Source organism: Streptomyces sp. R33 (assembly GCF_041200175.1).
Classification (GTDB): domain Bacteria; phylum Actinomycetota; class Actinomycetes; order Streptomycetales; family Streptomycetaceae; genus Streptomyces; species Streptomyces katrae_B.
The window spans coordinates 1,953,611-1,977,126 of the sequence record NZ_CP165727.1 but is presented as its reverse complement, the minus strand read 5'-3'; the positions used below and the strand labels follow the sequence as shown (position 1 = coordinate 1,977,126).

The 23,516-nt window shown below is 72.1% G+C and carries 22 protein-coding genes; 13 read left to right on the top strand and 9 right to left on the bottom strand.

Features of this window, described 5'->3' with window-relative positions:
• Window positions 1-20 precede the first annotated feature (20 nt).
• Both AB5J51_RS09430 and AB5J51_RS09425 read left to right on the top strand, forming a co-directional pair.
• A complete protein-coding gene (locus tag AB5J51_RS09430; protein ID WP_369777426.1) occupies window positions 21-1,031 on the top strand; it encodes an NAD(P)/FAD-dependent oxidoreductase in 1,011 nt (336 codons plus the stop codon).
• Between the two features lie 104 nt (window positions 1,032-1,135).
• Window positions 1,136-2,563, top strand: a complete 1,428-nt coding sequence (locus AB5J51_RS09425) for an NAD(P)/FAD-dependent oxidoreductase (RefSeq protein WP_136224387.1) — start codon at window positions 1,136-1,138, stop codon at window positions 2,561-2,563.
• Between the two features lie 29 nt (window positions 2,564-2,592).
• Here AB5J51_RS09425 and AB5J51_RS09420 read toward each other — a convergent pair whose 3' ends face one another.
• Window positions 2,593-3,666: an ATP-dependent DNA ligase gene (locus tag AB5J51_RS09420; protein ID WP_369777425.1), complete on the bottom strand. Its 1,074-nt coding sequence runs from the start codon at window positions 3,664-3,666 to the stop codon at window positions 2,593-2,595.
• A 75-nt stretch (window positions 3,667-3,741) separates the two neighbouring features.
• On the opposite strand from AB5J51_RS09420, the gene ligD reads away from it, so the two are divergent.
• The 3 genes from ligD (at window position 3,742) to AB5J51_RS09405 (ending at window position 5,948) form a co-directional block, all read left to right on the top strand.
• The gene (ligD, locus tag AB5J51_RS09415) at window positions 3,742-4,761 is read left to right on the top strand and encodes a non-homologous end-joining DNA ligase (protein WP_053790268.1); all 1,020 of its coding nucleotides are present in this window, start codon (window positions 3,742-3,744) and stop codon (window positions 4,759-4,761) included.
• Window positions 4,762-4,817: 56 nt separating this feature from the next.
• Window positions 4,818-5,612, top strand: coding sequence for a VOC family protein (locus tag AB5J51_RS09410; protein ID WP_133896404.1), 795 nt, complete (start codon window positions 4,818-4,820; stop codon window positions 5,610-5,612).
• Between the two features lie 81 nt (window positions 5,613-5,693).
• A complete protein-coding gene (locus tag AB5J51_RS09405) occupies window positions 5,694-5,948 on the top strand; it encodes a WhiB family transcriptional regulator (protein WP_053790266.1) in 255 nt (84 codons plus the stop codon).
• Between the two features lie 118 nt (window positions 5,949-6,066).
• On the opposite strand, the gene AB5J51_RS09400 is transcribed toward AB5J51_RS09405, so the two are convergent.
• From AB5J51_RS09400 to AB5J51_RS09385, 4 genes are all read right to left on the bottom strand, one after another.
• Window positions 6,067-7,038: an acyl-ACP desaturase gene (locus AB5J51_RS09400; protein ID WP_053790265.1), complete on the bottom strand. Its 972-nt coding sequence runs from the start codon at window positions 7,036-7,038 to the stop codon at window positions 6,067-6,069.
• A 222-nt stretch (window positions 7,039-7,260) separates the two neighbouring features.
• Window positions 7,261-8,901 (bottom strand): ABC-F family ATP-binding cassette domain-containing protein, encoded by a 1,641-nt coding sequence (locus AB5J51_RS09395; RefSeq protein ID WP_369777424.1) that lies wholly within the window; start codon window positions 8,899-8,901, stop codon window positions 7,261-7,263.
• A 208-nt stretch (window positions 8,902-9,109) separates the two neighbouring features.
• Window positions 9,110-9,526: an SsgA family sporulation/cell division regulator gene (locus tag AB5J51_RS09390; RefSeq protein WP_053790264.1), complete on the bottom strand. Its 417-nt coding sequence runs from the start codon at window positions 9,524-9,526 to the stop codon at window positions 9,110-9,112.
• 188 nt (window positions 9,527-9,714) lie between these two features.
• A complete protein-coding gene (locus AB5J51_RS09385) occupies window positions 9,715-10,131 on the bottom strand; it encodes a (4Fe-4S)-binding protein (protein WP_133896402.1) in 417 nt (138 codons plus the stop codon).
• A gap of 95 nt (window positions 10,132-10,226) precedes the next feature.
• On the opposite strand from AB5J51_RS09385, the gene AB5J51_RS09380 reads away from it, so the two are divergent.
• On the top strand, window positions 10,227-11,336 hold the full coding sequence (locus AB5J51_RS09380) for a WD40/YVTN/BNR-like repeat-containing protein (RefSeq protein WP_369777423.1): 1,110 nt from the start codon (window positions 10,227-10,229) through the stop codon (window positions 11,334-11,336).
• A gap of 102 nt (window positions 11,337-11,438) precedes the next feature.
• Here AB5J51_RS09380 and AB5J51_RS09375 read toward each other — a convergent pair whose 3' ends face one another.
• Window positions 11,439-11,969 carry a GNAT family N-acetyltransferase gene (locus AB5J51_RS09375; protein ID WP_369777422.1) on the bottom strand — a complete coding sequence of 177 codons (531 nt, stop codon included), beginning with the start codon at window positions 11,967-11,969 and terminating at the stop codon, window positions 11,439-11,441.
• Window positions 11,970-12,650: 681 nt separating this feature from the next.
• On the opposite strand from AB5J51_RS09375, the gene AB5J51_RS09370 reads away from it, so the two are divergent.
• Window positions 12,651-13,193: a DoxX family protein gene (locus tag AB5J51_RS09370; protein ID WP_053785391.1), complete on the top strand. Its 543-nt coding sequence runs from the start codon at window positions 12,651-12,653 to the stop codon at window positions 13,191-13,193.
• 727 nt (window positions 13,194-13,920) lie between these two features.
• Here the strand turns inward: AB5J51_RS09370 and AB5J51_RS09365 are convergent.
• Entirely contained in the window at window positions 13,921-14,220 is a 300-nt protein-coding gene (locus AB5J51_RS09365) for a YciI family protein (protein ID WP_053785509.1), read from the bottom strand.
• A 26-nt stretch (window positions 14,221-14,246) separates the two neighbouring features.
• On the opposite strand from AB5J51_RS09365, the gene AB5J51_RS09360 reads away from it, so the two are divergent.
• Window positions 14,247-14,924, top strand: a complete 678-nt coding sequence (locus tag AB5J51_RS09360) for an endonuclease V (RefSeq protein WP_053785508.1) — start codon at window positions 14,247-14,249, stop codon at window positions 14,922-14,924.
• A 70-nt stretch (window positions 14,925-14,994) separates the two neighbouring features.
• Here the strand turns inward: AB5J51_RS09360 and AB5J51_RS09355 are convergent, their stop codons facing one another.
• Together AB5J51_RS09355 and AB5J51_RS09350 are read right to left on the bottom strand one after the other, a co-directional pair.
• A complete protein-coding gene (locus AB5J51_RS09355) occupies window positions 14,995-16,218 on the bottom strand; it encodes a trans-acting enoyl reductase family protein (protein WP_136224382.1) in 1,224 nt (407 codons plus the stop codon).
• 133 nt (window positions 16,219-16,351) lie between these two features.
• Window positions 16,352-17,965 (bottom strand): PKD domain-containing protein, encoded by a 1,614-nt coding sequence (locus AB5J51_RS09350; protein WP_369777421.1) that lies wholly within the window; start codon window positions 17,963-17,965, stop codon window positions 16,352-16,354.
• 450 nt (window positions 17,966-18,415) lie between these two features.
• Here AB5J51_RS09350 and AB5J51_RS09345 point away from each other — a divergent pair, with 450 nt between their 5' ends.
• From AB5J51_RS09345 to AB5J51_RS09325, 5 genes are all read left to right on the top strand, one after another.
• Window positions 18,416-18,808 carry an MmcQ/YjbR family DNA-binding protein gene (locus AB5J51_RS09345; RefSeq protein ID WP_053788661.1) on the top strand — a complete coding sequence of 131 codons (393 nt, stop codon included), beginning with the start codon at window positions 18,416-18,418 and terminating at the stop codon, window positions 18,806-18,808.
• Window positions 18,809-18,939: 131 nt separating this feature from the next.
• Window positions 18,940-20,088: a CaiB/BaiF CoA transferase family protein gene (locus AB5J51_RS09340; RefSeq protein ID WP_369777420.1), complete on the top strand. Its 1,149-nt coding sequence runs from the start codon at window positions 18,940-18,942 to the stop codon at window positions 20,086-20,088.
• Window positions 20,088-21,113 carry an LLM class F420-dependent oxidoreductase gene (locus AB5J51_RS09335; protein WP_136224379.1) on the top strand — a complete coding sequence of 342 codons (1,026 nt, stop codon included), beginning with the start codon at window positions 20,088-20,090 and terminating at the stop codon, window positions 21,111-21,113. The genes AB5J51_RS09340 and AB5J51_RS09335 overlap by 1 nt, the downstream gene beginning before the upstream one ends.
• Before the next feature lie 9 nt (window positions 21,114-21,122).
• Window positions 21,123-22,265 (top strand): acyl-CoA dehydrogenase family protein, encoded by a 1,143-nt coding sequence (locus AB5J51_RS09330; protein ID WP_136224378.1) that lies wholly within the window; start codon window positions 21,123-21,125, stop codon window positions 22,263-22,265.
• Between the two features lie 31 nt (window positions 22,266-22,296).
• On the top strand, window positions 22,297-23,511 hold the full coding sequence (locus AB5J51_RS09325; protein ID WP_053788657.1) for an acetyl-CoA C-acetyltransferase: 1,215 nt from the start codon (window positions 22,297-22,299) through the stop codon (window positions 23,509-23,511).
• Window positions 23,512-23,516: the final 5 nt, after the last annotated feature.

The following is a 23,516-nucleotide window of genomic DNA, read 5'->3' as shown; positions in this document are numbered from 1 at the left end:
CCGGCCACACCCTCACCGGTATGGACGAAGCAACCGGGAGAGACGTGCAGACGAGCTTCTTCGACGTGGTGGTCGTGGGCGGCGGCACCGCCGGACTCGCAGGGGCGCTGACCCTGGCCCGCGCCCGCCGGTCGGTGCTCGTGCTCGACTCCGGCAGCCCCCGCAACGCCCCGGCCGCCCACCTGCACGGATACCTGGGCCGGGACGGCGCGAGCCCGGCGGAGCTGCTGGCCGTGGGGCGGTCGGAGGTCGCCGGGTACGGGGGCCGGATCCGGTCCGGGACGGCCGGCACCGTACTCGCCGCCGACCGGCTGCCCGGGGGCGGCTTCCTGGTCCGGTGCGCCGACGGGGCGGCGGTCCGGGCCGGCCGGCTGCTGATCGCCACCGGTCTGGTGGACGAGCTGCCGGAGATCGCGGGGCTCCGGGAGCGCTGGGGGCGGGACGTGCTGCACTGCCCGTACTGCCACGGCTGGGAGGTGCGCGACGAGCCGCTCGCGGTGCTGGCCACCGGCCCCGTCGCGGTGCACCAGGCGCAGATGTGGCGGAACTGGAGCGACCGGGTCACCCTGCTGTCCCACACCTGGCCGCTCACCGGCGAGGACCGGGAGCTGCTGGCCGCCCTCGGCATCGCGGTGGCGGAAGGCGAGGTGACCGGCCTCGAGATCGCGGACGGCCGGCTGGCCGGGGTGGCCCTGGCCGACGGAGGCACCGTGGCGTGCACGGCCCTCGTGGTGGGGCCGCGGTTCACCGCCCGCGCCGGGGTGGCGGCGAGCCTGGGACTGCCCGTCGCCACCGTGGAGCGGTCCGGGGTGGCGGTCGGCACCTGCCTGGAAGCGGATCCGGCGACCGGGGCCACCGCGCTGCGGGGCGTCTGGGCGGCCGGGAACGTGGCCGGTCCGATGGAGCAGCTGGCCGGCGCGGCCGCGGCCGGCGTGCGTGCGGCCGTGGCGATCAACACCGACCTGATCGAGGAGGAGACCCGGCGGGCCCTCGAGGCCCACCGCGCGGGCCGGAGCGTGGGCGGGGCGTAGCGCATCGGACAGGTGTGCGGGTTTCGGTCAGGGCCCGTCCGTGCAAGCTCTGAGCGGTCTGATCTTCGTACCGTTCATCGGCTCAGAGGCTCGGGGGGCACGCAATGGCACATGTGCTGGTCATCGGCGGAGGTGTCGGAGGGCTGGCGACCGCGCTGCTCGCGGCGCGGCACGGACACACCGCCGAACTGTTCGAACGGGACACGCGCGCCCCCGGAGCCGCACTCGACCGGGACTTCTTCGGCTGGCACCGGCCCGGCGTCCCGCAGGCCACCCAGCCGCACGCCCTGCTCGGCGCGGCCCGCACCGTGCTCCGGGACGAACTGCCCGACGTCCACGCGGAGATGCTGCGGCTCGGCGCCCGCGAACGGCACGAGCTGGACTGGTTCGAGGTCCGCCCGCCCGAGCGGCCCGGCGACGAGGACCTCGTGATGCTGCAGGCCCGGCGCATCGTGCTGGAGAGCGCGCTGGCCACGGCCCTGCGCGCCGAACCGGGGGCCGTCATGCACCACGGGGAGCCGGTGACCGGGCTGACGACGACCGGGCCGGCGACGACCGAACCGGCGACGACCGGGCCCGGAGCTGCGGCGGTCCGGGTGACGGGCGTGACCACGCAGGCCGGTGCATACGCGGCGGACCTCGTCGTGGACGCGGCCGGCCGGCGCGGCGGCGTCGAACGGCTGCTGGCCGCGGCGGGCTGCCGCCCGGCCCTCGTGGAGCGGCACCGTACGGGGCTGGCGTACTTCTGCCGCTGGTACCGGCTGCCCGGGGGGCTGGAGGAGGGGCCGCGCCGGCCCTGGGCGGTGACCGGCGGCACCTTCGCCGGGTGCGCGGTCTTCCCGGCCGACAACCGGGTGTTCGCCGTGACCCTGTTCGTCCACACCCGGGACACCACCCGCTCGGCGCTGCGCGACCCCGCCGTCTTCGAGGCCGCCGCCCGGGCCTTCCCGCCCGGTGCGGCCTGGCTCGACCTGGGCGCCGAACCGCTGTCCGGCGTACTGGCCACGGCGAGCCTGGACAACCGGTGGAGCGCGCTCGTCGACGAGCAGGGGCCGGTGGCCACCGGACTCGTACCCGTCGGGGACGCGATCACGCACACCAACCCGACGCTGGGGCAGGGCACCTCGCTCGCGCTGTGGGCGGCGCGCAGGGTGGCCCGTACGGCGCACCAGGACCCGGGGTCGGCGCGCTTCGCCGCCGAGTACCACGCATGGGCGGTGCGCACCCTGAAGCCGTGGTTCGACTTCCAGGTGGTGGCCGACGCGGCCATCGGCGAACGGTTCGCGACCCGGGCGGGGCGGACGGGGACGGCCCGCGAGGTCGCCGCGCTGTTCGAGTGCGCCCTGGAGGATCCGGAGGTGATGCGGGCCCGGGCGCGGGTCCGGCACCTGGCCGAGCCGCCGGAGCGGGCGTACGCGGACCCGGAGGTCCGGGCCCGGGTGGCGCGCTGGCTGGCGGCGCGGCCGCACTACGCACCGCACGCGGTGGGCCCGGACCGGGAGGAGTGGGAGAAGCTGACGGCGGGGTCCTGAGGGGGCCCCGGCGCCGGGAGAGGGGAGGCCTACGCGCCGGCGGCCGGGCCGAGGACCTCGGCGAGGTCGTAGCCGACGACCTCCTCGAGCTGGGCGTACGTACAGCTCTCCGGTACGCGGTCGGGCCGCCAGCGGCGGAACTGGGCGGTGTGCCGGAAGCGGTCGCCCTCCATGTGGTCGTACGCCACCTCGCAGACGCGTTCGGGGCGCAGCGGCACCCAGGACAGGTCCTTCTTGCCGGTCCAGCGGCTCTGTGCGCCGGGCAGCCGGGCGCTCTCGTGGGCGGACTCCTCGGCCCAGGCGGCCCACGGGTGACCGGTGGCGTCGTCCATCCGCAGCGGGGCGAGCTCGTCCACCAGCTCGGCGCGGCGCTTCATGGGGAAGGCGGCGCAGACCCCCACGTGCTGGAGGGCGCCGCCGGTGTCGTACAGGCCCAGGAGCAGCGATCCGACGATCGGACCGCTCTTGTGGAAACGCAGACCCGCGATGACGACGTCGGCCGTACGCTCGTGCTTGATCTTGAACATGAGACGGGCATCGGGCCGGTAGGGGAGATCGAGCGGCTTGGCGATCACCCCGTCGAGCCCGGCGCCCTCGAACCGCTCGAACCACTCCTGCGCGAGCGAGGGGTCGGTGGTCGCGGGCGCGAGATGAACGGGGGGCCGAGCGGTGGACAGGGCGTCGGTGAGGGCGGTGCGGCGGTCGGTGAGCGGGGTGTCCAGGAGCGCCTCGTCGCCGAGCGCGAGCAGGTCGAAGGCGACGAAGCTGGCGGGGGTCGTCCGCGCCAGCATGTCAACACGGGACTGCGCGGGATGGATCCGCTCGGTCAGCCGGTCGAAGTCGAGCCGCCCGCCCTGAACGATGACGATCTCGCCGTCCACCACGCAGCGGGGCGGCAGGCTCTCCTTGAGTGCGGTCACCAGCTCGGGAAAGTACCGGGTCAGGGTCTTGCCGGTGCGGCTGCCGATCTCCACCTCGTCGCCGTCACGGTGCACGATGGCGCGGAAGCCGTCCCACTTGGCCTCGTACTGCATGCCCGGCGGGATCTTGGCCACCGACTTGGCGAGCATCGGCTTCACGGGCGGCATCACGGGCAGATCCATGTCTTAGATTCTGCGGTGGTACGCCCCGGCCCGCCCGGTATGCGCACCTGGCCGGGCCCGCCTACCGTGGCGCACATGGGTGCATCCGGTAATGCGATCGAGCTGGACGCGGGCGGTCGGACGGTGCGGCTGTCCAGCCCGGACAAGGTGTACTTCCCCGAGCGGGGCCTGACGAAGCTGGACGTGGCGCAGTACTACCTGGCCGTGGGCGACGGGATCACGCGCGCCCTGCGCAACCGGCCCACCACCCTGGAGCGCTACCCCGAGGGGGTGCAGGGCGAGTCCTTCTTCCAGAAGCGCGCCCCGAAGAACCTGCCCGACTGGATCCCCACCGCCCACATCGAATTCCCCTCCGGGCGGACGGCCGACGAGATCTGCCCGACCGAGCCCGCAGCCGTGCTGTGGGCGGCCAACCTGGGCTGCCTGACCTTCCACCCCTGGCCGGTGCGCCGCGAGGACACCGACCGGCCCGACGAGCTGCGCATCGACCTGGACCCGCAGCCGGGCACCGACTACCACCACGCGGTGATCTGCGCCCACGAGCTGCGCGACGTACTGGAGGACCTGGGCCTGCGCGGCTGGCCCAAGACCTCGGGCGGGCGCGGCCTGCACGTCTTCGTTCCGATCGAGCCGCGCTGGACCTTCACCGAGGTCCGGCGCTGTGCGATCGCGATCGGCCGGGAGCTGGAACAGCGGATGCCCGGGAAGGTGACCACGGCGTGGTGGAAGGAGGAGCGCGGCGAGCGGATCTTCGTCGACTACAACCAGACCGCCCGCGACCGCACCATCGCCTCCGCCTACTCCGTACGCCCCCGCCCGCACGCCCCGGTCTCGGCCCCGCTGCGCTGGGACGAGATCGACTCCGCCGAGCCCCGCGACTTCGACATCACCACCATGCCCGCGCGCTACGCCGAACTCGGCGACCTGCACGCGGACATGGACGACCACGCCTTCGCCCTGGACGCCGCCCTGGAACTGGCCGACCGCCACGAACACGACCACGGCCTGGGCGACATGCCGTACCCGCCGGACTACCCGAAGATGCCGGGCGAACCGAAGCGCGTCCAGCCGAGCCGTGCGAAGCACGAGGACTGAGCCCGCTGTCAGAGGCGGGTGCCATGCTCGTAGTGAGGACGGAAGGAGTACGGGTCATGCTCACGACGGACTACAAAGACGGCTCCCCGAACTGGGTCGACCTCGGCACGCCCCACCTCGACGGCGCCGCCGGGTTCTACACCGGGCTGTTCGGCTGGGACTTCCGGCCGGGCGGCGAGGAAGCCGGCGGATACGCGATGTTCCACCTCGGCGGCAAGACGGTGGCGGGCGCCATGGCCGTCGCGCCGGAGGAGGTCCGGTCGGCCTGGACGCTGTACTTCCAGAGCTCCGACGCCGACGCCACTGCGGCCGCCGTGGTCGAGGCGGGCGGCACGGTCGCGGTCGAACCCAGGGACGTCATGGGCCTCGGCCGGATGGCGATCTTCGCCGACCCTGCGGGGGTCACGTTCTCGATCTGGCAGCCGGGCAGGATCGAGGGCCTCGGCGCGGTGACCGACGTCGGCACCCTGTGCTGGACCGAGCTGTACACGGCCGACGTGCAGGCGGCCGCGGCCTTCTACGGCTCGGTCTTCGGCTGGGAGATCAGCGAGATGCCCTTCGAAGGCGGCTCGTACACGGTGGTCAAGGCGGCCGGCACGCCCGACGAGGCGGCCTTCGGCGGCCTGGTCCCGATCGGCTCGGACCCGGTGGAGGACGCCGAACGCCCCTACTGGACCCCGTACTTCGAGGTGGTCGACTGCGATGTGACGGCGGCCAGGGCCGAGGAGTCGGGCGGCAAGGTCCGGCTGTCGCCGGTGTTCATGGAGGGTGTCGGCCGCTTCGCGAAGCTGGCGGACCCCTACGGTGCGCGGTTCGCGGTCATTGCCAGCGCTCCTGCGACAGGGGCCTGAGGCCCTGCGGAGGTCCCGGAGCGAGCCGGTGTTGATCAGGCGTTGATCGGACGTCCATCGGCGGCCGTGAGGATCTCCGGCATGTCGATGAACACCGCTACCGCCACCACCGCCACCACCGCGCCCGCCTGGTACGACCTCGCCCTCTGCGCCCAGACGGGCCCGGGCTTCTTCTTCCCGGAGCCCGGCTCGTCCCTGAGGGACGCGAAGCGGCTGTGCGGGGCGTGCGAGGGCCGTGTGGCATGCCTGGAGTACGCCCTGGCCAACGACGAGCGCTTCGGCGTCTGGGGCGGCCTCTCGGAGTCGGAGCGCCTCGCCCTGCGCCCGCGCAGCTGACCGTGCGCGAGGGCTGCACAGGCCCGACGGCCGGGCAGCACGAAACCCGGGCAGCACGAAACCCTGGCAGAGTACGGCTCTGCCAGGGTTTCGGTGACGGGCTGAGGGCCCTGGGCCGTCAGGCCTTGCGGGCCGCGATGCGGGCCGCGCGGGCGGCAAGGCGCTCGTCGAACTTGCGGGCCTCGGAGTCCAGGCCGTTCATGAACAGCCCGAGCTCCTCCTGGGCCTTCTGGCCCTCGGGGCCGAGACCGTCGATGTCCATGATCTTCAGGAAGCGGATCACGGGGCTCAGCACGTCGTCGTGGTGGATCCGCAGGTTGTAGACCCCGCCGATCGCCATCTGGGCGGCCATGCGCTCGAAGCCGGGCATGCCGTGTCCGGGCATCCGGAAGTTGACCACGACGTCGCGCACGGCCTGCATCGTCAGGTCCGGGGCGATCTCGAAGGCGGCGCCCAGCAGGTTCCGGTAGAAGATCATGTGCAGGTTCTCGTCCTGCGCGATGCGGGCCAGCATCCGGTCGCAGACCGGGTCACCGGACTGGTGGCCGGTGTTGCGGTGCGAGATGCGGGTCGCGAGCTCCTGGAAGGCCACGTACGCCACCGAGTGCAGCATCGAGTGCCGGTTGTCGGACTCGAAGCCCTCCGACATGTGCTGCATGCGGAACGCTTCGAGCTTGTCCGGGTCCACGGCGCGCGAGGCCAGCAGGTAGTCACGCATCACGATGCCGTGGCGGCCCTCCTCGGCCGTCCAGCGGTGCACCCAGGTGCCCCAGGCGCCGTTGCGCCCGAAGAGCGTGGCGATCTCGTGGTGGTAGCTGGGGAGGTTGTCCTCGGTCAGCAGGTTCACGACCAGCGCGATCTTGCCGATGTCGGTGACCTTGGACTGCTCCGGGTCCCAGGCCTCGCCGTCCTCGAAGAAGCCCGGGAAGTTCCGGCCGTCGCTCCACGGGACGTACTCGTGGGGCATCCAGTCCTTGGTGACCTTCAGATGGCGGTTGAGTTCCTTCTCGACCACCTCTTCCAGCGCGTACAGCAGCTTGGCGTCTGTCCACGCCTCCGAGCTGCCGAGGTGGGGAGAGGTGATCGTCACGGGTGCTCCTGGGGACAAAGCGAATTACCTACGGTTCCGTAGCCTACGAATCCGTAGGTTAAGCGGAGCGTGAGGAGCCGCCAAGCCCCAGGCGTTCATATGCCCGGTTACATCCGGTTATCTATGCAGTTTGTAGGCGTGCTGGAAGGGCGCCGGGGAGCGAAAGTCACGCCGACAGGTGGTCCCCGGCACCTTCCTTGACGGCGGGGACCACCGCGCCCGTCACTCGTGCCAGAGCGTCTCCCGCACCTCCTCGGCCGTGGTCGGCCGCATCTCGCCGTCCAGCAGCAGCCACCGCGTGATCCCGATCGACTCCAGGAACGGCACGTCGTGGCTCGCGACCAGCAGTGCGCCCTCGTACGACTCCAGCGCGCCCGCCAGCTGCCGCACGCTCGCCAGGTCCAGGTTGTTCGTCGGCTCGTCCAGCATCAGCAGCTGCGGAGCCGGCTCCGCCAGCAGCAGCGCCGCCAGCGCCGCCCGGAAGCGCTCGCCGCCCGACAGGGTGCCCGCCGGCCGGTCCGCCCGGGCGCCCCGGAACAGGAAGTGCGCGAGCCGCGCCCGGATCAGGTTGTTCGAGGCCTGCGGCGCGAACCGCGCCACGTTCTCCACCACCGAACGGCTCTCGTCGAGCACGTCCAGCCGCTGCGGCAGGAACCGCGTCGGCACATGGGTCAGCGCCTCGCCGGACGCAGGCGCGAGCAGGCCCGCGATCGTGCGCAGCAGGGTCGTCTTGCCCGAACCGTTGCGGCCCACCAGCGCGATCCGCTCCGGACCGCGCAGCTCCCACTCACCGGCAGCCCTGGCCCCGTGCACCAGGTGCACATCGCTCAGGGTCAGGACCCGGCGTCCCGGCGGGACCTGTGTGGCGGGCAGCTTGATCCGGATCTCGTCGTCGTCCCGGACTGCCTCCACCGCCTGGTCCAGCCGCTCCTTCGCCTGAGCCAGCTTCTCGGTGTGCATGATGCGGTGCTTGCCGGCCGACTCCTGGGCAGCGCGCTTGCGGGCGCCCATGACGATCTTCGGCTCGCGCTTCGAGTCGTACATCTTCTGGCCGTACCGCTTGCGCCGCGCCAACTTCATGTGCGCGTCGGACAGTTCCCGCTTCTGCCGCTGTACGTCGGCCTCCGCGACCCGGACCATCCGCTCGGCCGCGTCCTGCTCGGCGGCGAGCTGCTCCTCGTACGCCGTGAAGTTCCCTCCGTACCAGCGGACTTCGCCGTCGTGCAGGTCGGCGATCTGGTCGACCCGCTCCAGCAGCTCCCGGTCGTGGCTGACCAGGAGCAGCACCCCGGACCAGGACTCGACCGCCGCGTACAGGCGGCGCCGGGCGCGCAGGTCGAGGTTGTTCGTCGGCTCGTCCAGCAGCAGGACGTCGGGCCGGGCGAGAAGCAGGGCCGCGAGGCGCAGCAACACGCATTCACCGCCGGAGAGTTCGCCGACCGTACGGTCCAGGCCGATCCGGGCGAGGCCGAGCTGGTCGAGCAGGGCCAGGGCCCGCTCCTCGACGTCCCAGTCGTCGCCCACCGTGGTGAAGTTCGCCTCGGTGGCCTCGCCCGCCTCGATGGCGTGCAGGGCGGTGCGGACGGCGCGGATGCCGAGCGCCTCGTCGACGCGCAGGGCGGTGTCGAGGGTGACGCTCTGGGGGAGGTGGCCGATGGTGCCGGCCACGGACAACTGGCCGTCGGACGGGGTCAGTTCACCCGCGACGAGCTTCAGCAGGGTGGACTTCCCGCAGCCGTTGAGCCCGATGAGGCCGGTACGGCCAGGGCCGACGGCCAGGTCGAAGCCCTCGAAGACGGGGGTGCCGTCGGGCCAGTCGAAGGACAGGGCGGAACACGTGATGAAAGCAGGGGTATGGGACACGGAGGCCTCCAGGTTGCGTGAGTGGTGCGTGCAACGCGGGGAGACAGCCGACGGCCGGGTGGGTCGGTGTCTCGGACCTCAGAAGTCCAATGTCCTGCTCCGTTTCGACGGCGATGGGGCGTCTACGAAGCTACGGGCGGCCTGAGCCGCCCGCAAACGAATTAAGCGCGGGGGAGCGGGCGGGGAGGAGGCGTGGGCCGGCCGGCCCTCAGTGCGGGTCGCGCATCAGCTCGGCCAGGCTGTGGTCCATGTCGAGGTACAGGTGCTCCAGACCCGGCGGGACGACCGTCGCGGCCCGTTCCAGGAACCGGTGCAGTTCGGCCGTCAGCATCAGCACGATCGCCACGCCCTCGGGCGCGTGGAACTCGATCGTGGTCCGGTCGATGTCGTACGGCCGCACCCGCACGTCGCCGCACCCCGTCGGGCGGTCCAGCCCCGATTCGAGGAGCTCGCGGGCGAAGGTCCACGAGACCTCGATGCCCTCGAGGGTGGCGGGGGCGGGGAAGGCCATGCGCACGGCGAAGGGATCCGCACGGTCGTAGCAGAGCGTGACGGGTACGGTCTCGACCTTCGGGGCGGTGGCGACCAGACGGGCCTGCACGGCCTGCTCGATAACAGTGATCAAGGCTCGCTCCCTTGCGGCGGATCTGCTGCCGGGCGTGGGTGGAACCCGGCAACCGGATAGACGCCGGAATCGGCAAATCCGTGCACGCGAACTGACGTGAGCTGTGTCACCGATTGGCTGGAACGCGTCCGTTTGATTGCACAGAGTGACGGCGTGGGTCGGTGGGAGCGGGTGCGCGCCAAGGGGACTCAGTCGCTGCCGCACGCTCCGGAGTGGTCGCAGAACGGCTGGTTCCCGCTCACTCCACAGGCGCAAAGCATGGCCCTGGTCTCCCTGCGGACGCTCCCGTCGGGCGTCGTCACGCGCAGATCGCCGCGCATCACGAGCTGGCCGGCGGGCGACCGTACGACGGTGGTCGGCCGGTCCGGCTCCTCGGCCGGCCCGTCGTCCGCGAACCGGTACTGCAGCGCGCCCGAGGGGCAGCGGCGGATCACCTCGGCCACCCGCTCCGGCTCGGCCCCGTCGGGCTGCACCCACGGACGCTTCCCCGAGTCGAACACCTCGGGCAGTCCGCCCACGCACTCGGCGGCGTGCAGACACCGGCCGGTGTCGTACGTGACGGTGATGCGCTTGCCGTCGTAGGCCTTGGGTTCCTTGGATGGCATGGCCCCAGCCTAGGAACGCGGCGGCCCGGACGCACCCTGGACGCCGGATCCGGGGTGCATTAGCTTCCGGCGCCATGAGACTTCTGGGAGTTGGCATGGCCACGGCGGCTCTGACGGTGGGGCTGCTGGCCGGCCCCGCGTACGCGCAGGACGTGCAGGAAGTGCAGGGGTACGGCGTGGAGGGGTACGGCGTGCAGGGGCACGACGGGCAAGGGTTACGGGGCGTGGGCTGGGCGCTGAAGGAGACCGGCAAGGACTCCCGCTTCCGCGGCCTGGCGGCGGTCAGCCGCTCCACGGCCTGGGTGGCCGGCTCCAAGGGCACGGTGCTGCGCACCGTGGACGGCGGCCGCAGCTGGCGCGACGTCTCACCGCCGGGCGCGGTCGCGGAAGGCCTGGAGCTGCGCGACATCGAGGCCTTCGACGCACGGCGTGCGGTGGCCCTGTCCATCGGGGAGGGCGAGGCGTCACGGGTGCTGCGCACCGAGGACGGCGGCGCCACCTGGACCGAGACCTTCCGCAGTCCCGACCCGCGCGCCTTCTACGACTGCCTCACCTTCTTCGACTCCCGGCACGGGCTGGCCGTGAGCGACCCGGTGGACGGCAGGTTCCGGATCCTGTCGACGGACGACGGCGGCCGGAACTGGTCGGTGCTGCCGAGTACGGGCATGCCGGAGGCCCTGCCGGGCGAGGCGGGCTTCGCCGCGAGCGGCCAGTGCCTGGTGAGCGCGGGGTCGCGCGACGTCTGGCTGGCCACGGGCGGCGGCGCGGCCGCCCGGATCCTGCACTCGGCGGACCGCGGCCGCACCTGGCGGGTCGCCGAATCGGGCATCCCGGCGGGCGACCCGGCCAAGGGGGTCTTCGCGCTGGCCTTCCGCGACCGTACGAAGGGCTTCGCTGTCGGCGGCGACTACCGCACCGGCGAAGCCTCCCCGCAGGCCGCGGCCGTCTCGGCGGACGCGGGCCGCACCTGGCGCCCGGCCCCCACCCCGCCGCCCGCATACCGCTCGGGCGCGGCCTGGCTCCCGCACCTGCACGACGCGGCCCTGGCGGTGGGCCCGACCGGCACGGACGTCACGACGGACGGCGGCAGGAGCTGGCGGCCGCTCGCGGCCGGCTCGTTCGACACCGTCGACTGCACGGGTGACGGGGGCTGCTGGGCGGCGGGGGAGAAGGGGAGGGTGGGGAGGCTGGAGGTCGGGCTTTGAGCCCGACCTCCGAGTCGGGCGGGGAGCCCGGCTTCGAGTCCGGCAAGGAGTCCGGCTGGAAGTCCGGCTGGAAGTCCGGCTGAAAAGGGTTCTGACGGTTGATCAGGGGTGTTGGGGGTTCCGCGGGTTGTCCTGCGCAGTGTCCTGGGGAGTGGTGAACAGGTCCATTCCCGGGTACTGGCCGGTGACGAAGCCCGCTGCCTTGTACACGGGTTCGCCGTCGGAGCTTGCGTGCAGCTGGATGTAGTGGATCCCGTTGCCGTTCAGCCAGGCGGTGAGCCCGTCGACTATCCGCCGGCCGTGGCCCTGACCGCGGGCGCCTTCGTCGGTGACGATCCCGTCGAGGTAGCCGCGCCGCCCGTCGGTCCACCGGGGACTGGGCAGGTGGTACGTGATCCAGGCCATGCCGGTGGCCAGCAGGGGCTCGCCGGGTGCTCCGCCGACGACCAGGCAGTGCACGTCTGGGCGTTCGCTGATCCGCTCGAGGAACCACCCGCGGGCAACATCCCGCCAGGCGGCATCGAACGGCCCGGGGTCAACCCCGAGGGCGGCAAGAGCCACGGCCCGAAGCCGGACCAGCTCGGGTACGTCGGCGGGGGCGGCGGGGCGGGGTGCGTGGGGTGCATGGTGCATGGGTGGCTCCAGGGGTTGTCGGGGTTCGTGCGCTCGGGGTCGGAGGGAGTCGATCGGGATGGGGGCGTGGGGCGGGGTCTGCCGACTCGGGGTCGGTGTGGGTACGGGGGCGTCCCGTCAGTCCACTGTCCTTCCGTGTCGTGCCGGTCCCTCAAGGGCGCTCCTCCTTCGTCGTCGCGTCGCTTCGCGATGGCCTTCGGCCACCCTTGACCGACCGACCCGCCCCGGAATGCCAACAGACTGCCGGGACGCCCCCGAAGGATGGCCGGGGGGTTCGGATACGGATGAGGGCCCCTCAGAGATGCCGAGCAGGAGCCCCTGTCCATCCGCACCCCATTCCCCCGGACCACCGAGGTGGAGCGGGATGGGGCCAGGGGGAGGCCACAGTCCCTGAAGGGCCCATAGACACCCTTTCCGGACCCGGGCAGGGTCAACCTGCACCAGACAGCGGCCAGATGACCACGCCGGTAGGAGTGGGCCCGCAGGCGCCCCAGATCGCTACGCGCTCCTCATCTCTCGGCGTCCGGCGGCCGTCTGGGGTTGGGACTGCAACGGAGCGGGGGTGCGGTCGGTCTGCGCCGAACGGGTCGACGATGTGGTGGGACGACGTTGCGGCCTGGGCATTTCGGGCGAGCGCCATAGGGTGGCCGTCGTTTGCAGGGGACGGAAGAACGGACGTTCATGGCGTACGAACTGCGGGATCGCGCGATCTTTCGTGCCACCTCGACGTCTGGCACCACCGCCACTCACGACCTCGGCCTGCTCGTGCTGCGGCTCGTCGTCGGCCTCACCATGGTCGGCCACGGCACCCAGAAGCTCTTCGGCTGGTTCAAGGGCCCGGGCCTCACCGCGACCGGCAAGGGCTTCTCGATGAGCGGCTATCCCGCCGGGGATGCCATGGCCGTCATCGCCAGCCTCTCCGAGATCCTGGGTGGCCTCGGGCTCGCCCTGGGTCTGCTCACTCCGCTCGCCGGCGCGGCTTTGACCGGTACCTTCATCAACATCCTCGCCGTCCGGGGCTTGAGTGCCTACTTCCCCCCCAAGGGTGTGGAACTCGAGTCGGTGCTCTTCGCCGGGGTCGTCGCCCTCACCCTCACCGGGCCGGGCCGCTTCTCCGTCGACCACTTCCTCCCCGTCCTACGCGAGTCGCGGCCCCGGTACTCCGTCCTCGGACTGCTGCTGGGAGCCGTAGTGGGTTTCGTCGTCCTCCTCATCCGCGACTGACCCCAAGGCGTCGGACGGAGTCTGCTGCCGGATTCCTCAACCTCCTACTCCGGCACGCGCCCATTCGGCTCTCGACCAGCCCGCCAAATTGGAACAAACAGCCCATAGTCGCCCCTCCAGGGAACAGGTGCCGGTCCTGGGCGGCGTATGGCAGCCCAGACGGCCGCCGGACGCCGAGAGATGAGGAGCGCGTAGCGATCTGGGGCGCCTGCGGGCCCACACCTACCGGCCTGGTCATCTGGCCGCTGTCTGGTGCAGGTTGACCCCGCCCGGGTCCGGAAAGGGCTTCCTTTGGGCCCTTCAGGGACCATGGCCTCCCCCTGGCCCCATCCTGCTCTTGCTCGGTGGTCCCGGGGAATGGGGTGCGGATGGACAGGGGCTCCTGCTCGGCATCTCTGATCTGGGTAGGTCGGAACCCGAACCCCCCGGCCATCCTTCGGGGGCGTCCCGGCAGTCTGTTGGCATTCCGGGGCGGGTCGGTCGGTCAAGGGTGGCCGAAGGCCATCGCGAAGCGACGCGACGACGAAGGAGGAGCGCCCTTGAGGGACCGGCACGACACGGAAGGACAGTGGACTGACGGGACGCCCCCGTACCCACACCGACACCGAGTCGGCAGACCCCGCCAGACCTCGCTCCCGATGGGCCCTATGACGCCGACCAGGCGCCGCCCCGCCCAACCCCTAACCCCTAACCCCAACCCCAACCCCAACCCCCAACCCCAAAACCCTTAAACCACCGGATTCTCCCGAACCCCCGCCAGGTCCCCCGACGTCCTCGTCGCGATGAACTCCGTGATGCTGTACTCGCAGACGCCGGCCAGCGTGAAGGGGTCCTCTGCCGCGATGCGTTCGATCTCCGCGCGCGAGACCCCGGCTGCCAGGATGATGCCGCCGTCGCGCGGGACCTTGCGGCCCGAGGCGAGGAAGACGCCCGATGCGTAGTAGCCGTCCAGCCAGGCGATGTGCGCGTCCATCTCCTCTTCGACGGCTTCGACGGGTGCGGTGTAGGTGAGTTCCATGACGAACATGATCGCCAGGCTACTCTCGAACCATCATGACGAGCGTGAAGACCCCCGCCGACGAGGCCGAGGCCCGGGCGATACAAGACGAACTCCGCCATCACGTCGTGCTCGACGAGCCCGGTCCGCCGCCCGGACGCGGGCTCGTCGCGGGCGTGGACGTCGCCTACGACGACGAGCGCGACCTGGTCGCCGCCGCGGCCGTCGTCCTCGACGCCGCCACCCTCGAGGTCGTCGAGGAGGCGACCGCCGTCGGGCACGTCAGCTTCCCCTACGTGCCCGGGCTCCTCGCCTTCCGGGAGCTGCCCACCGTGCTGGCCGCGCTGGATGCCCTCACCGCCGCCCCCGACCTCGTCGTCTGCGACGGTTACGGGCTCGCCCACCCCCGCGGCTTCGGCCTCGCCTGCCACCTCGGGGTGGTCACCGGGCTGCCGAGCATGGGCGTCGCGAAGAACCCGTTCACGTTCACCTACGAGGAGCCGGGCGCCCTCCGCGGCGACGCCGCGCCGCTGCTCGCGGCCGACGGCGCCGTCGTCGGGCGGGCGCTGCGGACGCAGGACCGGATCAAGCCGGTGTACGTTTCCGTCGGCCACCGGGTCTCGCTGGACAACGCCTGCGCCCACGCCCTCGCGCTGAGCCCCCGATTCCGGATCCCGGAGTCCACCCGCCACGCCGACTCCCTCTGCCGACGGGCCCTGCGCGAAGCCGCCTGACCCCCGACACCCCCCGACACCCCCCGCCCCCCGCCCCCCGACACCACCCCGACCCCGCCCCCCGGCCGGCTCAGCGCACCGCGGCCACCCGGAACCGGATGCCCGCCTTCTGGAGCCGGTCCAGCAGGGCGTCGCCCATCGCCACCGCCGTGGTGAGCTGGCCGGCCCGTTCGGGCAGGGCGTCGTACGCGAGGCACAGCGCCGACTCCGCCAGCATCTTGGCGGTCTCGCCGTAGCCCGGGTCGCCGCCCGAGACCTCGGTGAACACGCGGCGGCCGCCGCCCTCGCCCACGAAGCGGACCGTGAACCAGCTGCGCGCCCGGCGCTCCGCGTCCGGGCCGCGGCCCGGCTCCCAGCGGCTCATCAGCCACCGCCGCGCCGCCGGGAGCTGGGCCAGGGCCACCGTCGCGCCGATCGCCGCCGTACCGCCCACGGCGACCGGGAGGTGCTTCACCGAGGCGTACTGCCGGTAGCGGAAGTCCGGCCCGTACCGCTCCAGCGCGGCCGCCGAGCGGGTCACGATCCGGGCGTCCAGGGTCGGCAGCGGCAGCGCCCACGCCCCGGTCTCCCGGCTGAACCGCGGGGCGCCCAGGGGTCCCCGTACGCGCCGTTCCAGCAGCCGGGGCTCGTGCAGCCGGCGCTCGTGCGCCGCGGCCAGGGTCTGCGGCCCGCGGCCCATGATGGTGAGGGCCGAGGCCAGGGTGCCGCCGGAGAAGACCGCGTTGGACCGCATGAACCCGTCCACCCGCAGCGGCACGCCCTGCGGGAGCTGTCCCACCGTGAAGTACGCGCCGAGGTCGGCCGGGATCGAGTCGAAGCCGCAGGCGTGCACCAGCCGCGCACCGGTCTCCCGGGCCCGGGTGTCGTGCTCGACGTACGTCCGGTCCACGAACTCCGGCTCGCCGGTGAGGTCCACGTAGTCCGTGCCCTCCGCGGCGCAGGCGGCGACCAGCTCCGCCCCGTACAGGACGTACGGCCCGACCGTCGTGGCCAGGACCCGCGTGGAGGCGGCCAGTTCCCGTACGGCCCGTGCGTCCCCGGCGTCCGCGCGGAGCAGCGGCAGCGACGCGCAGCCCGGGTCGAGCGCGGTCAGCCGCTCGCGCAGCCGCTCCAGCTTGCCGAGGTCGCGGCCCGCGAGGGCCCACCGGCAGCCGGCGGGGGCGTGCGCGGCGAGGTACTCGGCGGTCAGTGCCCCGACGAACCCGGTCGCACCGAAGAGCACCACGTCATAGGCCCGGTCGCGCAGGCGCTCACTGCCCGCGGCCTCGTCGGCCTGCCGAACCACTTCGTTCATCACGGCTCCTCTCCGTTCCCCCGCTCGTGTCGGTCGCTGAGGCTAGCGCGCGGCGAGGGTACGAAGAACAGCGCCCCGGGGGCGGCCTGGACGGCCGATCCCGGGGCGCTGCGCCCTGCGCACGAACGGCGGGTCAGTTGTCCTGGTACATGCCGAAGACGTCGACGATGAGGTCGGTGTCGCCGTCGCTCTGGTTCCAGAAGTCGACGACGCCGGTGCCGCCGGTGCTTGCCTGGACCAGGTTCGGGACGGTCTTGCCGGTCGTCCAGTTCAGGGTCGAGGAGGTGGGTGGTGCCGGCTGGCCCGCCGCGTTGTTGTCGTACTCGTCCAGTGTGTTCGGGTCCGGGGCGACGGCGAGGAAGCCGCTGTCCCTGGTGTTGGTCACCGTGGCGTTCAGCACGAAGCCGGTGACGCCGGAACCGGGTTCGGACATGCCCGCGTAGATGTAGTCACGGCCGGCCAGGGGGCCGTGGGCCGGGTCCTGGGGGTCGCGGGTGTCGATCATCCGCTCCGGAGCGAAGGGCAGGTAGGAGCCCTTGCTCTGCGGGCTGTAGTAGCCGACGACGTCGACGATGACGTCGGCCGGGTTCCAGCCGCCGTTGCGGACGTTGATCCTGCCGTCGGGGCCGACCGGGACGATCACCGAGTTGGCGATGGTCTGACCGGTCGTGAAGTTCACGTTGGACGCGGTCGGGGCCTGCTGGCCGCTCGGGTAGACGGTCAGGTGGCCGTCGCTGCGCGGGTTGGTGACGGTCACGTTGAGCGCCACGGCGGTGACGCCGGAGGCCGGCACCTTGCCCAGGCCGGTGATCTGGGTGCCGAAGGACCCGTATCCGGCGAGCTGGCCCTTGGCGGTGCCGGTGCCGCTGCGGGTGTCGACGAAGCGCTGCGGCGCCAGCGGGGTGTAGCCGCTGGAGGCGGTCTGCGTGAAGTAGCCGGTGACGTCGGCGATGAGGTCGACCGGCTCCCAGCCGCCGTTGTACAGGTTGACGTAGCCGTTCTCGCCGACCGGCACGATGACCAGGTTCGGGACCGTCTGGCCCGGGACGAAGTTGACGTTCGAGGTGCTCGGCTTCTCGTCGCCGTCGGCGAAGGCGGTGACGTGGCCGCCGCTGGTGGTGCCGGTGACGGTGACGTTGAGGACCACCGCGGTGACGCCGGCGGGGATGGAGCCGTTCCCGCCGATCTTCAGGTGGGCGGAGGTGTACGGGGCGACCTTGGCGGCCTTCGCGGCGCCGGTGCCGTTGCGGGTGTCCAGCAGACGGGTCGGGCCGTACGGGGTGTAGTCCGAGCCCGCGGTCGTGAACGCCACCTCGTTGGTGACCGAGGTGTTGGCGGCCTGGTCCGTCACGGTGACCTTGACGGTGTAGGTGCCGAGCTCCGCGTAGGTGTGTTCGGAGGCCACGAGCTGGGTGCCGGAGGCCGAGGCGGTGGTGGTGGCCCCGTCGCCCCAGGCGATGGTGATGTCGAGCGGCGTGGTGGCGCTGGTGACGGAGCTGTCCAGCTCGATCGCGTGCGCGGAGGTGGCGAACGCTTCCAGGCCGACCGCGAGGGTCGGGTTGGCGGCGTCGGCGGTCTCCGCCATGGCAGCGGCCGCGAGCTTGCTCTTGGGGCTCGGTGCGCTCTGCCGGATCGACCGGTCGGCCGGGCTGGAGAACTTGGCGGTGTTCTTCAGGCCGGCCTGCGCCAGGTCGGGCTGGCTGATGCCCTGGGTATCGCCGGAGTCGGTGCCGGCGGCGTGGGCCATGCCCGGTATGAGAGAAATGCCGGCCGCGAAGACGGCGGCGGATGCTGCGAGTCGGCGGTAGGACACCGAGCCCCCTAGGTTCCGTGAGCCCTTGGCCAGGGCTGAAAGCTCGCTCAGATTACATAGCTCGTCGGCTTCCGCTTAATGCCCCCCATCCTTGTCTTCCCGCGCCTGCGGCAAGAGTTTCGAAAGCGGCACGGAAGGTGCATTTGGCTACTGTGATCAGGCGTTTTATGTTCTCCGGCCAGTTGTCCGGGTAGGCCCCGAAAAGGCCGACGGCGGGACTGATGTCGTCGTCATTCCGGTTCCGGTAACCGATGGCGCCGACGGGGGATCCGATGGCGCCCGTGCGAAGGCCGTGGTCCACTTCCCGGTCCGTGTCGGGGGGCGGCGCTAGCGTGAAGGCCGAGTGTCCGTGCGAGCGGGCGGCTGCGGTGACGGGAGGCGTCGATGAAGGCTGCGGTGCGCAAGTGGGAGGCGGTGCGGGAGTTTGCCCGCGGGCTGCCGGAGGCCGTGGAGGAGTTTCCCTGGGGTCCGGAGGACTGTGTGGTGAAGGTCAACAAGAAGATCTTCGTCTTCCTGGGCAACGCGGACGGCCCGCAGCCGCCCGGGCTCTCCGTGAAGCTCAAGGACGAGGCGCTGCACGGCCACGCCATGACCGCGCCCGGGGCGGAGCCGACCGGGTACGGGCTGGGGAAGGCGGGCTGGGTCTCCCTGCCGCTGGGGGAGCAGGGGGCGCCCTCGCTCGAGGTGCTGTGCGAATGGGTGGAGGAGAGCTACCGGACGGTCGCCCTGAAGCGGCATCTGAAGGAGCTCGACGCGCGAAACGAGTCAACCGGCTAAGCGCTTGCTCTTGTGCTGAGTGGAACGCGTTCCTAGCATCACTGGTGTTACATCAGTTGTGTCACACAGTTGGCGGCAGTGGCGGCAGTGGCGGCAGTGGCGGCAGTGGCGCCAGGGATGCTGGGGGCTCGATGGCAGTGACAGGGAACGTGCCCGGCAACGGCCCGCTCGCGGGCGTGCGCGTCGTCGAACTGGCGGGCATCGGCCCGGGCCCGTTCGCCGCCATGCTCCTCGCCGATCTCGGTGCGGACGTCGTACGGGTGGACCGTCCCGGCGGCGGCGGGCTCGCGGTCGACCCCGCGTACGACATCACCAACCGCGGCAAGCGGTCCGTTCTGGTCGACCTGAAGTCCGCCGAGGGCCCCGCCCTCGTGCTGGACCTGGTCGAGCGGGCCGACGTGCTCATCGAGGGCTTCCGCCCCGGGGTCGCCGAGCGGCTCGGCGTCGGCCCCGCCGACTGCCACGCCCGCAATCCGAAGCTCGTCTACGGCCGGATGACCGGCTGGGGCCAGGACGGCCCGCTCGCGCACACCGCCGGGCACGACATCGCGTACATCGCCGTCACCGGCGCCCTCGGCATGATCGGGAACCCGGGCGAGCCCCCGGCCGTCCCCGCCAACCTCGTCGGGGACTACGCGGGCGGCTCGCTCTACCTCGTCATCGGGGTCCTCGCGGCCCTGCAGCACGCCCGTACCCCGGGCGGCACCGGCCAGGTCGTGGACGCGGCCATCGTCGACGGCACCGCCCACCTCACCGCCATGATCCACGGGATGATGGCGGCCGGCGGCTGGCAGGACCGGCGCGGGGCCAACCTCCTCGACGGCGGCTGCCCCTTCTACGGCACGTACGAGACCTCCGACGGCCAGTACATGGCGGTCGGAGCGCTCGAGCAGCAGTTCTACGACACCTTCGTGGAGCTGCTCGGCATCGAGGACGGGGCCCCGGCCCGCAAGGACACGGCCCGCTGGGGCGAGCTCCGCGAGACCGTCGCCGCCCGCTTCAAGTCCCGTACTCGGGAGGAGTGGACGGCCGTCTTCGAGGGCTCCGACGCCTGCGTCGCGCCCGTACTGTCCCTGCGCGAGGCCCCGCAGCACCCGCACCTCGCCGCTCGCGCCACTTTCACCGACTTCGGCGGGATCACCCAGCCCGCCCCCGCGCCCCGGTTCTCGGCCACGCCGGTCGCGGTGGCCTCGGGCCCGGCGCAGCCGGGGGCCGACACCGGATCAGTGGCCCGCGACTGGGACGTGCCGGGCCTGACCGCGAAGGGCGAGGGCGCCTGATGGAACTCTCCATGATGCTCGACTACTCCGGGGACCCGCGCCGGGCCGCCGACGAGGCGGCGGCGCTGGAGGCGGCCGGGCTCGACGCCGTGTGGGTCGCCGAGGCCTGGGGCTTCGACTCCCCGACGATCATGGGCTATCTGGCGGCCCGCACCGAGCGGATGAAGATCGGCTCCGCCATCCTGAACGTCTACTCCCGCACCCCCGCCCTCGTCGCCCAGACGGCGGCCGGGCTCGACGCCATGTCCGGCGGCCGGGCGCTGCTGGGCCTCGGCGCCTCCGGCCCGCAGGTCGTCGAGGGCTGGCACGGCAAGCCGTACGACAAGCCGCTCGGCCGGACCCGCGAGACCGTCGAGCTGTGCCGGCGGATCTGGCGCCGCGAGACGATCGACCACCACGGCATCACCGACATGCCGCTGCCGCCCGAGAAGGGCGGCCGGCACGGCAAGCCGCTGAAGATCCTCACCCGGCCGGTCCGCGACGCGATCCCCGTGTACATCGCGTCGCTCGGCCCCGCGAACGTACGGATGACCGCCGAGATCGCCGACGGCTGGCTGCCGACCCTGTTCCTCCCGGAGAAGGCCCACGCGGTGTGGGGGAGCGCCCTCGCCGAGGGCGCGGCCCTGCGCGCCCCGGAGCTCGGCCCGCTGCAGACCGTGGCGGGCGGGCTGCTCGCGATCGGCGAGGACGCGGCCGCCGTACGGGACCTGGCGCGCCCGCAGATCGCGCTGTACGTCGGCGGGATGGGCGCGGTCGGCAAGAACTTCTACAACGACCTCGCCGTCGCCTACGGCTACGAGGAGGAGGCCCGCAAGATCCAGGAGCTCTACCTCTCCGGCCGCAAGCGCGATGCGGCGGCCGCCGTCCCGGACGAGTTCTGCGAGCTCATGACGTTGTGCGGGCCGGAGGGTTACGTACGCGAGCGGGTCGAGGCCTTCCGGGAGGCGGGCGTCACGATGCTCAACGTCACACCCGTCGGTGCCGAGCCGGCCCGGCTGATCGAAACCGTCAAGAGCTGGCTCTAGGGGGCCCCGATGCAACGCCGCATCTTCGACGCCGACCACGAGGCGTTCCGCGAAACGGTCCGCACCTTCCTCACCAAGGAGGTGCTGCCGCACTACGAGCAGTGGGAGAAGGACGGCATCGTCAGCCGTGAGGCCTGGCGGGCCGCCGGCCGGCAGGGCCTGCTGGGCCTGGCCGTCCCGGAGGAGTACGGGGGCGGCGGGAACACCGACTTCCGCTACGCGGCCGTGATCGCCGAGGAGTTCACCCGGGCCGGGGCGGCGGGGCTCGCGATCGGCCTGCACAACGACATCATCGGCCCGTACCTGACCTCGCTGGCCACGGAGGAGCAGAAGCGGCGCTGGCTGCCCGGCTTCTGTTCCGGCGAGACGATCACGGCGATCGCGATGACCGAGCCCGGCGCGGGCTCCGACCTGCAGGGGATCCGGACCGGCGCCGAGGACCGGGGCGACCACTGGGTGCTCAACGGCTCCAAGACCTTCATCTCCAACGGCATCCTGGCCGACCTGGTGGTCGTGGTCGCCAGGACCACCCCCGAGGGCGGGGCGCACGGCCTGTCGCTGCTGGTGGTCGAGCGCGGCACGGAGGGCTTCGAGCGCGGCCGCAACCTCGACAAGATCGGCCAGAAGGCGCAGGACACCGCCGAGCTGTTCTTCCATGACGTACGCGTCCCCAAGGAGAACCTGCTCGGCGAGCTCAACGGCGCGTTCGGCCACCTGATGACCAACCTCGCGCAGGAGCGGATGGGCATCGCGATGGCCGGCATCGCCGCCGCCGAGCACCTGCTGGAGATCACCACTGCGTACGTGAAGGAGCGCGAGGCCTTCGGGCGGCCGCTCTCCAAGCTCCAGCACATCCGCTTCGAGATCGCGGAGATGGCCACCGAGTGCGCCGTCACCCGCACCTTCCTGGACCGCTGCATAGTCGACCACTCCAACGGCGAGCTGGACCACGTCCACGCCTCGATGGCCAAGTGGTGGGCGACCGAGCTCCAGAAGCGCGTCGCCGACCGGTGTCTGCAACTGCACGGCGGATACGGCTACATGAGCGAATACCGGGTCGCCCGGGCCTTCACCGACGGCCGCATCCAGACCATCTACGGCGGCACGACCGAGATCATGAAAGAGATCATCGGCCGCTCCCTCCTCGGCTAATGCACGGACCCCTCCCCGAAAGGCTTGACCAGTGAGCACCGAAGCTTACGTATACGACGCGATCCGCACCCCGCGCGGCCGCGGCAAGTCCAACGGCGCCCTGCACGGCACCAAGCCGATCGACCTGGTCGTCGGCCTCATCCACGCCCTGCGCGAGCGCAACCCCGGCCTGGACCCGGCCACCATCGACGACATCGTCCTCGGCGTCGTCGGCCCGGTCGGCGACCAGGGCTCCGACATCGCCCGGATCGCGGCCATCGCCGCGGGACTCCCGGACACGGTGGCCGGCGTACAGGAGAACCGCTTCTGCGCCTCCGGCCTGGAGGCCGTGAACCTGGCCGCCGCCAAGGTCCGCTCCGGCTGGGAGGACCTGGTCCTCGCCGGCGGCGTGGAGTCCATGTCCCGCGTGCCGATGGCCTCCGACGGCGGCGCCTGGTTCAACGACCCGATGACCAACTGGGACACCGGCTTCGTCCCGCAGGGCATCGGCGCCGACCTGATCGCCACCATCGAGGGCTTCTCCCGGCGCGACGTCGACGAGTACGCCGCCCTCTCCCAGGAGCGCGCGGCCACCGCCATCAAGGAGGGCCGCTTCGCGAAGTCCGTCGTCCCGGTGACCGACCGCAACGGCCTGGTCGTCCTGGACCACGAGGAGTTCGTCCGCCCGGGCACCACCGCCGACACCCTGGCCAAGCTCAAGCCGTCCTTCGCGGACATCGGCGACCTCGGCGGCTTCGACGCCGTGGCCCTGCAGAAGTACCACTGGGTCGAGAAGATCGACCACGTCCACCACGCGGGCAACTCCTCCGGCATCGTCGACGGCGCCTCGCTCGTCGCCATCGGCACCCGCGAGGCGGGCGAGCGAAACGGCCTGGCGCCCCGCGCCCGGATCGTCTCCGCCGCCGTCTCCGGTTCCGAGCCCACCATCATGCTCACCGGACCCGCCCCGGCCACCCGCAAGGCCCTCGCCAAGGCCGGCCTGACCATCGACGACATCGACCTGATCGAGATGAACGAGGCCTTCGCCGGCGTCGTGCTCCGTTTCGTCAAGGACATGGGCATCTCCCTCGACAAGGTCAACGTCAACGGCGGCGCCATCGCGCTCGGCCACCCGCTCGGCGCCACCGGCGCCATGCTGCTCGGCACCGTCATCGACGAACTGGAGCGCCAGGACAAGCGCTACGGCCTCGTCACCCTCTGCGTCGGCGGCGGCATGGGCGTCGCCACCGTCGTCGAGCGTCTCTGAACCCC

Excerpts from the sequence above, each read along its gene's own strand:
- ligD (WP_053790268.1), top strand. The coding sequence starts at position 3,742 with ATGGGTGCATCCGGTAATGCGATCGAGCTGGACGCGGGCGGTCGGACG.
- AB5J51_RS09380 (WP_369777423.1), top strand. The coding sequence starts at position 10,227 with ATGGCCACGGCGGCTCTGACGGTGGGGCTGCTGGCCGGCCCCGCGTAC.
- AB5J51_RS09340 (WP_369777420.1), top strand. The coding sequence starts at position 18,940 with ATGGCAGTGACAGGGAACGTGCCCGGCAACGGCCCGCTCGCGGGCGTG.
- AB5J51_RS09335 (WP_136224379.1), top strand. The coding sequence starts at position 20,088 with ATGGAACTCTCCATGATGCTCGACTACTCCGGGGACCCGCGCCGGGCC.
- AB5J51_RS09370 (WP_053785391.1), top strand. The coding sequence starts at position 12,651 with ATGGCGTACGAACTGCGGGATCGCGCGATCTTTCGTGCCACCTCGACG.
- AB5J51_RS09355 (WP_136224382.1), bottom strand. The coding sequence starts at position 16,218 with ATGAACGAAGTGGTTCGGCAGGCCGACGAGGCCGCGGGCAGTGAGCGC.
- AB5J51_RS09405 (WP_053790266.1), top strand. The coding sequence starts at position 5,694 with ATGTCGATGAACACCGCTACCGCCACCACCGCCACCACCGCGCCCGCC.
- AB5J51_RS09330 (WP_136224378.1), top strand. The coding sequence starts at position 21,123 with ATGCAACGCCGCATCTTCGACGCCGACCACGAGGCGTTCCGCGAAACG.
- AB5J51_RS09360 (WP_053785508.1), top strand. The coding sequence starts at position 14,247 with ATGACGAGCGTGAAGACCCCCGCCGACGAGGCCGAGGCCCGGGCGATA.
- AB5J51_RS09430 (WP_369777426.1), top strand. The coding sequence starts at position 21 with ATGGACGAAGCAACCGGGAGAGACGTGCAGACGAGCTTCTTCGACGTG.
- AB5J51_RS09385 (WP_133896402.1), bottom strand. The coding sequence starts at position 10,131 with ATGCCATCCAAGGAACCCAAGGCCTACGACGGCAAGCGCATCACCGTC.
- AB5J51_RS09410 (WP_133896404.1), top strand. The coding sequence starts at position 4,818 with ATGCTCACGACGGACTACAAAGACGGCTCCCCGAACTGGGTCGACCTC.
- AB5J51_RS09345 (WP_053788661.1), top strand. The coding sequence starts at position 18,416 with ATGAAGGCTGCGGTGCGCAAGTGGGAGGCGGTGCGGGAGTTTGCCCGC.
- AB5J51_RS09375 (WP_369777422.1), bottom strand. The coding sequence starts at position 11,969 with ATGCACCATGCACCCCACGCACCCCGCCCCGCCGCCCCCGCCGACGTA.
- AB5J51_RS09350 (WP_369777421.1), bottom strand. The coding sequence starts at position 17,965 with ATGGCCCACGCCGCCGGCACCGACTCCGGCGATACCCAGGGCATCAGC.
- AB5J51_RS09425 (WP_136224387.1), top strand. The coding sequence starts at position 1,136 with ATGGCACATGTGCTGGTCATCGGCGGAGGTGTCGGAGGGCTGGCGACC.
- AB5J51_RS09365 (WP_053785509.1), bottom strand. The coding sequence starts at position 14,220 with ATGTTCGTCATGGAACTCACCTACACCGCACCCGTCGAAGCCGTCGAA.
- AB5J51_RS09420 (WP_369777425.1), bottom strand. The coding sequence starts at position 3,666 with ATGGATCTGCCCGTGATGCCGCCCGTGAAGCCGATGCTCGCCAAGTCG.